Genomic DNA, 12,059 nt, shown 5'->3' on the forward strand with positions numbered 1-12,059 from the left:
AAGGTCTCTGGTCTTTTTTTGCAAATCATATTATGATGAACAGGTTGTTCAATCCATAAAGAGGTCTTAGCCATGAACGTCTTACTCCATATCTGTTGCGCTAACTGCACGATCTACCCCGTCCGTCTTTTACGCGAGGCAGGACATCTGGTAACAGGCTACTTCTTCAATCACAACATACATCCCTACCAGGAGTATCGTCGACGGCTTGAGGCCGTTGAACAATATGCCTCAGCCAGTCAACTTCAGGTCATCTACAAAGACGAATACCTGTTGGAAGATTTTCTTTCCCAGGTGGCATCAGAGCCAACCAATCGCTGTACCTACTGCTACCAGTCTCGGCTCAAACAAGCTGCAGAATATGCTGCAAAATCCGGCTACGATGCGTTCACGACCAGTCTTCTCTATTCCCGTTACCAGAACCACGAGATGATTCGTAAAATGGGTGAAGAGCTGGGCCTGCATTACGGCATAGAGTTTCTGTACGATGACTATCGAATCGGCTGGCAAGATGGCATCAAGGCGTCCAAGGCCATGGGCCTCTATCGGCAGCAATATTGCGGATGTATCTATTCGGAAAAGGATCGGTATCATCCCAGCAGCAACAACTGATGGGCAAAGACCTCGGCAGAGCACTCATCATTTTGGGTTTACTGTTGTTAGGCATTGGCCTGTTTTTGAGCTACGGCGGAAAACTCAACTTCCTCGGCAGGCTGCCGGGTGACATCCGTGTAGAAAAGGAGAATTTCTCTTTCTTCTTCCCGCTTGGCACCTGCCTCCTGATTTCGCTATTGTTCTCGTTACTTTTATGGTTATTCAAGCGATAACAAGTTCACTTCTGACCATCACACCGGAGCCGATATGACCATCGCCTCACCCTCTCCAAAGCTAGGATTGGCTCTCGGAAGCGGTGCAGCCAGAGGCCTTGCCCACATCGGTGTCCTCAAAGTTCTCGATGAAGCCAAAATCCCTGTCGACATCATTACCGGGACCTCCATAGGCGCACTGATTGGAGCCATGTATGCCGCCGGGGTACCGGTTGCACAGATGGAGGACGTTGCGCTGACCATCGACTGGCGTAAAATGGCCAGCCTGCTTGACCCGGTCTTACCCACATCAAGTTTGACAGACAGCAGGAAGCTGGTCGCCTTCATCGCTGAACTGCTCCCAGCCCGAGAATTCAAAGACCTTCAGCAGACCCTGGCCGTGACGGCAACAGACATCAACACCGGGGAAGCGATCATCATCAAACAAGGGGATCTTCTCGAGGCATTGCAGGCCAGCTTGGCATTCCCGGGTATTTTTTCACCGGTCCGCTTCGGACAAAGGTTTCTGGTCGATGGCGGCCTCTGCAATCCGATCCCAACCAACGTGGCCCGCAACCTTGGCGCAGAAAAAATTATCGGTGTTTGCACTATCCCTGCGGTCAAAAAACAATCGCCGGAAACATTTCTCCCGGGCAGGCATGGCGACGCAACAAACATCAGCCGCTGGAGAAAACTCTTCAGTGCCCGCAGCATCGAACAAGCCTTTCGTTCTGCCCTTGGACAGGAGCCAGAAACAGCCCATAACGAGGACCCGGGACAGTTGAAAGCGCCGAACATTTTCCGTGTCTGCGCACAGAGTGTCGCCATCATGGAGAACCTGATTAATGAGCTGCACATTAGTCAGAATCCTCAGGACTTAATCATCAGGCCGACGTTCGATGGAATCACCTTGCTTGAGTTTCATCGAGCCAAAGAGATTATTGCCGCGGGAGAATCGTCTGCGCGAGCAGCGCTCCCAGAGATTGAATATCTTCTCCGTCCGGCTTGAAAGCCTCTCATCCCCTGCTAACATATTGATATAACTATTTCATTCCACCACATCAAGGAGGCAAAAATGATCGAGTTGCTCGAAAAATCTCTATTGACTGCGGTTGGCGCAATGACCCTGACACAGAAGAAGGCTGAGGAGCTACTCCAGGAACTCCGGGAGAAGATGAATATCAGCGAGGATGAAGGCAAAGCTTTTCTGCAGAAGATTCAGGATGCCGCAGCTCAAAACCAGGAAAAGTTGATGGAGCAAGCCCGAGAAGAAGTTAAAAAGACCTGTGAGCGCATGGGGGTTGTCACCGCTGCTGAGTTTGACAAGTTGAAGAAGAAAGTTGCCCAACTGGAAAAAAAACTTAAATAATTAATTCTGCACTGAACTGAAGTCAATATGCTGCCCATCCTGCGCGTAAACCGAAATATCCGGACCATCCGACGCTACAGAACCATTCTGGGGGTTCTGATCAAGTACGGCTTTGGACATTTTGTCGAACAGCTTAATATCGACTACTACCTCGAACTCGGCAAACGCTTTGTCACCCTCGACAAGATTCCGAAAGACCTTGAACGTCTCAGTCAACCACAGCGTCTGCGCCTGGTGATGGAAGAGCTCGGACCGACCTTTATCAAGCTCGGCCAACTCCTCTCTACCCGCCCCGATGTACTGGACAGCGCATACATTAATGAATTCAGTAAACTTCAGGACAAAGTTCCTGCGGTTTCCTTTGAAGAGATTAACGCCCAGATCCAGCGGGAGCTGGGTTACCCGGCAGAAGAACTTTTTGCAGAATTTTCCACAAAACCGCTTGCTGCAGCCAGTATCGCCCAGGTTCATCGTGGCAAACTGAGAAGTGGTGAAGAAGTCGTCTTTAAAGTCCGTCGACCGGGCATCGTAAAGATCGTTGAAACCGACATTGACGTTCTCATGGGCCTGGCCTACCTGATCGAACAACACGTCCCGACAGTGGCACTCTATGATCCTGTCGGCCTGGTCAAGGAATTCCGTCGCAGCATCATGCGGGAGTTGAACTTCACCCGCGAAGGGCGCACCGTCGATCGCTTCGCCGTCAACTTTGCCGAGAGTGAAACCGTTTACACCCCGAAGATCTTCTGGGATTACACAGGAGATATCGTCCTGACCATGGAGTACGTTGACGGGATCAAAATATCAGCACTCGAAGAGCTCACCGCACAAGGTTACGACCTCAAGGAGATCGCCAGAAGGGGCGCCGATGCGTTCCTGCAGCAGGTCCTTGACTTCGGGCTTTTTCATGCCGACCCACACCCGGGCAACGTATTCATACTCCCCGATCAAGTCATCTGTATGCTTGACTACGGCATGGTCGGGCGGCTCGGCCAGGACCTCAAAGATCAACTGATTGACCTTTTACAAGCACTTCTCAACAGAGATGTGGACCGGATCATCTCGCAACTCCTCTATTCCGGGGAGTTAACAGACGATTCCGACATGAAGAACCTCAGACGCGACCTGCACGACTTTATCGAGGATTACTACGATATTGTTCTGCAGGATATCAAGGTTGGAAAACTCCTTACGGAGTTTATCGAGATCCTCACACATCATCGCATTCACTTCCCCGCTGACTTCATGATTTTAGCCAAGGCATTGGTGATCATGGAAGGGGTTGGCCGCCAACTGGACCCTGAGTTCAACATGATCAACCATATGCGGCCCTACGTGAACAAACTCGTTTTCGAACGATTCAGTCCAAAGAATATTAGCGAGCAGGCGGGTCGTATCGTGCAGGCCTACAGTTCATTGGCAAAGAACCTGCCACAAGATATCAAGGAATTCGTCAACCGTCTTAATCGTAATCAGTTTAAAATAGACTTGGAGCACCGGGGCCTAGAGAAACTGGTCACAGATCTTGACCGCTCCAGCAACAGGGTCTCTTTTGCCGTTGTCATTGGTTCCCTGATCGTCGGTTCTTCGTTGGTCATGCAAATCGATAAGGGCCCAATGATTCTTGGCTTCCCGTTGCTAGGACTTTTAGGTTATTCAATAGCCGGCTTTCTGGGCCTCTGGCTGGCAATAGGCATTCTGCGGTCGGGACGGCTCTAGTCAGAAAGCATCATCATAGACTTGTGGCTTTCGAGACACACACGTTGCAATAATAAAACCTCACCAGAACTCCACCCTCTCACGGACCAAAAAAATTATTTCTTTTATTTCGGTCACTTACCTTGCACAAACAGGTTGGCAAGACTATTGCATAATCATCTTTGTCTTAAATTTATGACAGTCTTTAAGGACAGAAGTTAATGAACATGATCTGCCAAACCACAATTGCCCGCTCGACCGCCATATCCGGCATCGGGCTTCACACCGGCCAACGCATCAATATGACCCTGCGCCCCGCAGAGGCTGGCACCGGCATCGTCTTCCACCGCAAAATCGGCGAACGCACTGTGACGATAGAGGCAACTTCGGCCAATGTCGTCGACACCCAAATGGCGACAGTTATCGGTAAAGGTGATGTTCGCGTCTCGACTGTTGAGCATCTGCTTTCAGCGTTAGCCGCCTACGGCGTAGACAACCTGCACATAGACATCGATGGCCCAGAAGTACCGATCATGGACGGCAGTGCGGCCCCCTTTGCTTCTATCATCGAAGAAGCAGGTCAGCGCCGCCACCATCAAAGTCGTAAATTTCTCGCTATCCGCAAGCCGGTTTCTGTTATCGACGGTGAGAAACGTGTCAGCATTATTCCTTCTCGCTTCTTCCGCATCACCTTTGACATAGCCTTTCAACATCCATGCATCGCACTACAACAACGTTCGGTCAAGGTCTCTTCATCTGTATTCCGCAGAGATCTCGCCCCGGCACGAACCTTCGGGTTCTTGCGAGACGTTGAGAATCTCAAGGCAGCCGGGCTTGCCCTCGGAGGCTCTCTGGAAAACGCCATCGTGGTTGACGATGAGCGAATTCTTAATCCGGAGGGGCTACGCTTCCAGGATGAGTTTGTTCGTCACAAGATTCTGGATGCAATTGGCGACCTGAGCCTGATTGGTTACCCGATCCTTGGCCATGTTCGTGCATTCAAGGCGGGTCACGATATCAACCACCAATTGGTAGAAAAACTTCTCGACACACCTGAGAGTTGGCAGCTGCTGGAATTCAGCGAGGCTGATGTTGAAAAAGCCTTGCAGATGTCTCCTCAGGCGTTTGCGGGCGACCTGGCTTTTTCCAAGGGTTAAAACATACAATTTGAATAAAGAAAAGGCAGCCGCTTCGGCTGCCTTTTTTGTTTGAACTCCAGAGATGACCGCTACAGCAACCGAGGACCATAGGTATAAGGTTTAGCGTTATCCTGGGCAAGAGATCGCAGGCCATGGAAGTTGACGCTTGCATAAGGATTCTTTTACACATAAAATTGCGAAAAGATAGAACTTTCTCATGCCGAAAACAAAAACAGACAAGACATTGAGCACCACAAAGACTGAAGCTCGCAAACGCCGCCGCGAATGGTTAATCGTGGTGGTGGTCGTCGGGCTGGTCGCTCTGTCTTTACGCTACCAGGGCCAACTCTTCAACCTTACGACAGAAATACCTCTCTCCGGCAACATCCTGGTTCTTGCTCTGATCAACCTGAACATCCTTCTGATCATCTTCTGTCTCTTCCTGGTCTTGCGTAACATTTTCAAACTCGTTCTGGAACGACGACGGGGCATACCTGGTGCAAAGCTTAGGAGTAAGCTGGTTCTTGCCTTTGTTGCCCTCTCTCTTATTCCAACGATGCTGCTCTTTTTCGTTTCGGCCGGTTTCATAACCAACTCAATTGAGAACTGGTTTAACAGTCAAATCGAGGAATCGCTTCAGGAATCGCTCGAAGTAGCCCAAACCTATTATAAAAATTCAGCCAGCAACGCCCTCTACTATGCGGAACAGATCTCTCTGGCAATCAAGGAACAAAAGCTTCTCAACGAAGATAATCTTCCGGTTCTTGAGGAGTTAATTCACCAGAAGCAAAAGGAATACAACCTTGGCATCGTTGAGGTCTTCTCTTCAACCCTGGAAGAGCTTGTCCGCGCAGTCAACCCAAGCGTTCCGGCGGCAGAATTCTCGGACCCTGATTCCGACAGTATCCGTGAAGCACTACAGGGCAACCGCTTTACCAGGATCAGTCCGATCGGCCGCGCCGACCTGATACGTGGCATCGTCCCGGTCTACTCTAACTGGAACCCGGATGATGTGGTCGGGGTCGTCGTCGTTAACTATTACGTCCCTTACTCTCTGGTCAACAAGATGAAGGAGATAAGCAGTTCCTTCGAGCAGTACAAATCAACCAAACTTCTCAAAGGTAAAATTCAAAAAGGCTACATTCTGTTCCTTCTGCTCATTGCTTTGGTCATCATTTTCCTCTCAACCTGGGTCGGCTTCCATCTTGCCAGGGGTATTACAGAACCTATTCAGGAACTGGCCATAGCAACCAACCGGGTTGCCTCCGGCGATCTCAACGTCACCCTGGACAGCTACAGTCAGGACGAAGTCGGCTCTCTGGTCGAAGCGTTCAACACCATGACTGCCGACCTGCGCAAGGGCCAGAAAGCGATCAACAGGGCCAACCTTGAGCTACAGGCATCAAACCTTGAGCTCGAGCAAAGACGACGTTACATGGAGATCGTTCTGGCGAATGTTACTGCCGGGGTCATCTCCATTGACAGCCAGGGTCATATTACGACCATTAACAAGTCTGCCGAAAAGCTCCTCGGCTTGAAGACCAAGAGAATCATTGGACGAAATTTCCGGGATATCGTCACTCCTGACTATCAACCGATGATCAAGGGCATCCTTAAGGAATTAATTGGCTCAGGTAAAGATTCGATACGGAAACAGGTATCTCTACCGGCAGGAGACACCAAGATCATCCTGCTCGTCAATGTCACCACCTTGAAAGATGAGCATAATGAGTTTATGGGAACAGTTGTTGTCTTTGACGACCTGACACAGCTGCTCAAAGCACAACGCATGGCTGCATGGCGTGAAGTCGCGCGCAGGATTGCCCATGAGATCAAGAACCCGCTCACGCCTATACAACTCTCGGCACAGCGACTCCGACGCCGTTACCTTGACCGTTTCAGCGCAGACGACATAGTTTTTGATGAATGCACCACGATGATCATCAAGCAGGTTGATGACCTTAAGAATCTGGTCAATGAGTTTTCTAGCTTTGCACGCATGCCGGCCAGCAATCCAAGCTTGAACAACCTCAACGATGTTCTTAATGAAGCTTTGGTTCTGTTCCAGGAAGGGCACAAGGAAGTTCATTTTCAGCTCCAGACAGACCCGGACCTGCCGGCCTTCAGCCTTGACCGTGAACAGGTCAAGCGTGTTGCGATCAACCTCCTCGACAATGCCGTTGCTGCAGTTAACGGCAACAGTAACGGACAGATCACTGTTAAGACCTCGTTCAACAAGGACCTGAGAATTGCCACTCTCAAAATAAGCGATAATGGTTGTGGTATTCCTGCTGAAGACAAACCAAGACTCTTTGAGCCATACTTTTCTACCAAGAAGTCAGGAACCGGACTTGGACTGGCTATTGTTTCAACCATAGTTTCTGACCATAATGGTTATATCCGGGTACGAGACAACGAGCCCCAGGGGACACATTTCATCGTTGAACTGCCGATTACTTCGGAAGTCACACAAACATAGAACCAACCACCACTATAGAGGCAACATGCAATCAATTCTGATCGTCGATGATGAGATAAGCATTCGAGAAAGTCTGACAGGGATCCTGCAGGATGAAGGGTTTCACCCCGTCTCAGTAGAAAGCGGCGAACGTGCCATAGAGAGGGTCAGCGAGGAGAAGCCTGATCTGGTTCTGCTGGACATCTGGATGCCGGGAATGGATGGCATGGAAACCCTGACCAAAATTCGGGACATCTACCCAGACCAGCTGGTTATCATAATGAGCGGTCATGGCACGATCGAAACAGCTGTTAAAGCGACCAAGCTTGGCGCATACGATTTCATAGAGAAGCCACTGTCACTTGAAAAAGTTCTGCTCTCCATCCAGAACGCAGCCAAAGTCGGCCAGTTGGTAGAGGAGAATCGTGAACTCAAAGCCAAAATAGGCAAAGAACACGAAATGATTGGCAACAGCAAACCGATCAAGGACTTAAAAAAGCAGATCAAGATCGCTGCACCAACCTCTGGGTGGGTTTTGATAACAGGAGAGAACGGGACCGGGAAAGAACTGGTTGCCCGGGCAATCCACCAGAACTCGAACCGACAAGCCTGCCCGTTTATAGAAGTTAATTGTGCCGCGATACCAGAAGAACTCATAGAGTCAGAGTTGTTTGGTCACGAGAAGGGCTCCTTTACGGGAGCAACAACACAGCGCCGTGGAAAGTTTGACCAGGCCCATAAAGGCACGCTCTTTCTCGACGAAATTGGCGATATGAGTCTGAAGACACAGGCCAAAGTGCTTCGGATTCTTCAGGAGCACAAATTCGAAAGGGTCGGCGGCAACAAGACCATTGAAGTTGATGTTCGCGTCATTGCTGCAACAAATAAGGACCTGGAAAAAGAGATTGCAGAAGGCAGGTTCAGAGAAGACCTCTTCTATCGTCTGAACGTCATTCCTTTTTATGTACCACCACTACGTGAACGAAAAGCCGACATTCCTCAGCTGGCAACGCATTTCCTGGAATATTTCTGCAGCAAAGAGAGCCGCGACACTAAGGTTCTAGATGAAGAGGCTGTCCAGGCAATCAAAAGTTACTCATGGCCAGGCAACGTCCGGGAATTGAAGAACCTGATAGAACGATTGGTCATAATGTCGCCAGGCAACACCATCACAAGACATCAACTGCCACTGGCAGTTTCAGACAAGAAAGAGCCTTTAGAAAAAGATCAAGAGACACACAACTTTTCTGCAGCAACTTTCCGCAACGCCAAAGAAGAGTTTGAGAAAGAGTTCCTGATTCAGAAACTTGAAGAGAACGAATGGAATATTTCTCGTACAGCAGAAGCGATAGAGGTGGAACGTTCCAACCTGCATCGCAAGATCAAGTCTTATAAGATTGATTTAAAAAAGGGTTAAGCTGAACAATATGAAGGGGACTGCTCTGGGCAGTTCAAACAAAATGGACTTGCTCAAAAGCAAAAAGCCCCACCTCAAAAGAGGCGGGGCTTTTCTAAATAATTTCGGCGGCGACCTACTTTCCCACACAGTTGCCCATGCAGTATCATCGGCGCAATAGGGCTTAACTTCTGTGTTCGAGATGGGAACAGGTGTGACCCCTATGCTATTGCCACCGAAAAGCGTTAATTCGGTTTCAATTGCTTAGAATACCATTAATTGACTCGCAATACCTTATCAGGCTTTGGAAGTCGGGGGGAAGTTAACTTCCCCCCTTCCTCACGTAAACTTTTTATGGTCAAGCCTCACGGTCGATTAGTACCGGTTAGCTGAATGCATTGCTGCACTTACACCGCCGGCCTATCAACGTCGTCGTCTTCGACGGACCTTCAGGGACCGAAGTCCAGGGAAATCTTGTCTTGAGGTGGGCTTCCCGCTTAGATGCTTTCAGCGGTTATCCTTTCCGAACATAGCTACCCTGCCATTGCCCCTGGCGGGACAACAGGTACACTAGAGGTTCGTCCATTCCGGTCCTCTCGTACTAGGAACAGATCCTCTCAAATTTCCTACGCCCACGGAAGATAGGGACCAAACTGTCTCACGACGTTTTAAACCCAGCTCGCGTACCACTTTAATTGGCGAACAGCCAAACCCTTGGGACCTGCTCCAGCCCCAGGATGTGATGAGCCGACATCGAGGTGCCAAACCTCCCCGTCGATGTGAACTCTTGGGGGAGATAAGCCTGTTATCCCCGGCGTACCTTTTATCCGTTGGGCGACGACCCTTCCATACAGTATCGCCGGATCACTAAGACCTACTTGCGTACCTGCTCGACGTGTATGTCTTGCAGTCAAGCTCCCTTATGCCTTTGCACTCTACGGCTGGTTTCCAATCAGCCTGAGGGAACCTTCGCGCGCCTCCGTTACTGTTTAGGAGGCGACCGCCCCAGTCAAACTACCCACCAGGCAGTGTCCCTGACCCGGATAACGGGCCTAGGTTAGACATCCAGAAGAACAAGGGTGGTATTTCAAGGGCAACTCCACCGACACTAGCGTGCCAGCTTCAAAGTCTCCCACCTATCCTACACATGCTGTCCCGAATATCACTGCCAAGCTGTAGTAAAGGTGCACGGGGTCTTTCCGTCTTTCCGCGGGTAGACGGCATCTTCACCGCCAATTCAATTTCACTGAGTCTCTGGTTGAGACAGTGTGGAAGTCGTTACGCCATTCGTGCAGGTCGGAACTTACCCGACAAGGAATTTCGCTACCTTAGGACCGTTATAGTTACGGCCGCCGTTTACCGGGGCTTCGGTTCACTGCTTCGCTTGCGCTAACAGCTCCCCTTAACCTTCCGGCACCGGGCAGGCGTCACACCCTATACTTCCTCTTGCGAGTTTGCAGAGTGCTGTGTTTTTAGTAAACAGTCGCTACCACCATTTCACTGCGACCCCCTTCAGCTCCACGAGCGTATCGCTTCACCTAATGGGGGCACACCTTCTCCCGAAGTTACGGTGTCATTTTGCCGAGTTCCTTAACCAGAGTTATCTCAATCGCCTGAGCATTCTCAGCCCGCCCACCTGAGTTGGTTTGCGGTACGGTCACCTATTGTCTGAAGCTTAGAGGCTTTTCTTGGAAGCATGGGATCAACCACTTTGTGAGCTTAAAGCTCTCGTCATCACGTCTCAGTGTTGTACAGGAAAGCGGATTTGCCTACTCTCCCCACCTACACGCTTAAACCGGGACGTCCAACACCCGGATGGTCTACCCTTCTCCGTCCCCCCATCGCAACAATAGGTGGTACAGGAATATTAACCTGTTTCCCATCAACTACGCCTTTCGGCCTCGCCTTAGGGGCCGACTAACCCTCCGCAGATTACCTTGACGGAGGAAACCTTGGGCTTTCGGCGTGCGGGTTTCTCACCCGCATTTTCGTTACTCATGTCAGCATAAGCTCTTGTAGTTCCTCCAGCCGTCCTCACGGTCGACCTTCAGCGGTTGCTACAATGCTCCCCTACCACGTGTACCTTAAGGTACACATTCGCAGCTTCGGTGATATGTTTGAGCCCCGTTACATTTTCGGCGCGGATCCACTTGACCAGTGAGCTATTACGCTTTCTTTAAAGGGTGGCTGCTTCTAAGCCAACCTCCTGGTTGTCTGTGCATTTCCACATCCTTCGCCACTTAACATATACTTTGGGACCTTAGCTGGCGATCTGGGTTGTTTCCCTCTCGACTACGGATCTTATCACCCGCAGTCTGACTCCCGTACATACGTTGCCGGCATTCGGAGTTTGGTTAGGTTTGGTAATCCGGTAAGACCCCTAGCCCATCCAGTGCTCTACCTCCGACACGATTCATACGAGGCTATACCTAAATATATTTCGGGGAGAACCAGCTATCTCCAGGTTTGATTAGCCTTTCACTCCTATCCACACGTCATCCCCTCAGTTTTCAACCTAAGTGGGTTCGGGCCTTCACGAAGTGTTACCTTCGCTTCACCCTGCACATGGATAGATCACCTGGTTTCGGGTCTACTCCCAGCAACTAAATCGCCCTATTAAGACTCGCTTTCGCTACGGCTCCACCTAACGGCTTAACCTCGCTGCTGAGCGTAACTCGCTGACTCATTATGCAAAAGGCACGCGGTCACACTGTCCGAAGACATAGTGCTCCCACTGCTTGTAGGCACACGGTTTCAGGTTCTATTTCACTCTCCTCATCGGAGTTCTTTTCACCTTTCCCTCACGGTACTATGCGCTATCGGTCATCGGGTAGTATTTAGCCTTGGAAGATGGTCCTCCCAGATTCCCACAAAATTTCTCGTGTTCCGTGGTACTCAGGGACACCCTAGGGTGGTTCAGAATTTCACATACGGGGCTATCACCCACTATGGCGGCACTTTCCAGAGCCTTCTGTTATTCTTCACCAATCCCATGTTGGGGCCCTACAACCCCGGCTCCACCGTAGTGGTGCCGGTTTGGGCTGATCCGCGTTCGCTCGCCGCTACTTACGGAATCTCTATTGATTTCTACTCCTACAGGTACTTAGATGTTTCAGTTCCCTGCGTTCGCCTCGTACACCTATGTATTCAGTGTACGATGACAGGGCATAATCCCTGCCGGGTTTCCCCATTC

At 50.3% G+C, this 12,059-nt stretch carries 8 protein-coding genes and 2 rRNA genes (1 of these 10 running past the window's edge); 8 read left to right on the forward strand and 2 right to left on the reverse strand.

Features of this window, described 5'->3' with window-relative positions:
• Nucleotides 1–72: 72 nt before the first annotated feature.
• The 8 genes from P9J64_14920 to P9J64_14955 all read left to right on the forward strand — a co-directional run bounded on the left by P9J64_14920 (nucleotide 73) and on the right by P9J64_14955 (nucleotide 8,887).
• Nucleotides 73–612, forward strand: a complete 540-nt coding sequence (locus tag P9J64_14920; protein MDG5469622.1) for an epoxyqueuosine reductase QueH — start codon at nucleotides 73–75, stop codon at nucleotides 610–612.
• The gene (locus tag P9J64_14925) at nucleotides 612–827 is read left to right on the forward strand and encodes a DUF2905 domain-containing protein (GenBank protein MDG5469623.1); all 216 of its coding nucleotides are present in this window, start codon (nucleotides 612–614) and stop codon (nucleotides 825–827) included. Before P9J64_14920 ends, P9J64_14925 begins: the two co-directional genes overlap by 1 nt.
• Nucleotides 828–861: 34 nt before the next feature.
• Complete coding sequence (locus P9J64_14930) at nucleotides 862–1,815, forward strand: patatin-like phospholipase family protein (protein ID MDG5469624.1); 954 nt, start codon at nucleotides 862–864, stop codon at nucleotides 1,813–1,815.
• 66 nt (nucleotides 1,816–1,881) lie between these two features.
• A complete protein-coding gene (locus P9J64_14935; protein ID MDG5469625.1) occupies nucleotides 1,882–2,175 on the forward strand; it encodes a phasin superfamily protein in 294 nt (97 codons plus the stop codon).
• A gap of 27 nt (nucleotides 2,176–2,202) precedes the next feature.
• Nucleotides 2,203–3,894, forward strand: coding sequence for an AarF/UbiB family protein (locus tag P9J64_14940; protein MDG5469626.1), 1,692 nt, complete (start codon nucleotides 2,203–2,205; stop codon nucleotides 3,892–3,894).
• A gap of 200 nt (nucleotides 3,895–4,094) precedes the next feature.
• Nucleotides 4,095–5,030: a UDP-3-O-acyl-N-acetylglucosamine deacetylase gene (gene lpxC, locus P9J64_14945; protein ID MDG5469627.1), complete on the forward strand. Its 936-nt coding sequence runs from the start codon at nucleotides 4,095–4,097 to the stop codon at nucleotides 5,028–5,030.
• A 199-nt stretch (nucleotides 5,031–5,229) separates the two neighbouring features.
• Entirely contained in the window at nucleotides 5,230–7,491 is a 2,262-nt protein-coding gene (locus P9J64_14950) for an ATP-binding protein (GenBank protein ID MDG5469628.1), read from the forward strand.
• 25 nt (nucleotides 7,492–7,516) lie between these two features.
• A complete protein-coding gene (locus P9J64_14955; GenBank protein MDG5469629.1) occupies nucleotides 7,517–8,887 on the forward strand; it encodes a sigma-54 dependent transcriptional regulator in 1,371 nt (456 codons plus the stop codon).
• 102 nt (nucleotides 8,888–8,989) lie between these two features.
• Here P9J64_14955 and rrf read toward each other — a convergent pair.
• Both rrf and P9J64_14965 read right to left on the reverse strand, forming a co-directional pair.
• Nucleotides 8,990–9,106 (reverse strand): 5S ribosomal RNA (rrf, locus tag P9J64_14960).
• Nucleotides 9,107–9,220: 114 nt separating this feature from the next.
• Nucleotides 9,221–12,059 (reverse strand): 23S ribosomal RNA (locus P9J64_14965); it runs 116 nt beyond the window's last position.

This window comes from Deltaproteobacteria bacterium IMCC39524 (assembly GCA_029667085.1).
Taxonomy (GTDB): domain Bacteria; phylum Desulfobacterota; class Desulfuromonadia; order Desulfuromonadales; family BM103; genus M0040.

Coding starts and splice junctions, on each gene's coding strand:
- P9J64_14925 (MDG5469623.1), top strand. CDS start 612: ATGGGCAAAGACCTCGGCAGAGCACTCATCATTTTGGGTTTACTGTTG.
- P9J64_14920 (MDG5469622.1), top strand. CDS start 73: ATGAACGTCTTACTCCATATCTGTTGCGCTAACTGCACGATCTACCCC.
- P9J64_14935 (MDG5469625.1), top strand. CDS start 1,882: ATGATCGAGTTGCTCGAAAAATCTCTATTGACTGCGGTTGGCGCAATG.
- P9J64_14930 (MDG5469624.1), top strand. CDS start 862: ATGACCATCGCCTCACCCTCTCCAAAGCTAGGATTGGCTCTCGGAAGC.
- P9J64_14955 (MDG5469629.1), top strand. CDS start 7,517: ATGCAATCAATTCTGATCGTCGATGATGAGATAAGCATTCGAGAAAGT.
- lpxC (MDG5469627.1), top strand. CDS start 4,095: ATGAACATGATCTGCCAAACCACAATTGCCCGCTCGACCGCCATATCC.
- P9J64_14950 (MDG5469628.1), top strand. CDS start 5,230: ATGCCGAAAACAAAAACAGACAAGACATTGAGCACCACAAAGACTGAA.
- P9J64_14940 (MDG5469626.1), top strand. CDS start 2,203: ATGCTGCCCATCCTGCGCGTAAACCGAAATATCCGGACCATCCGACGC.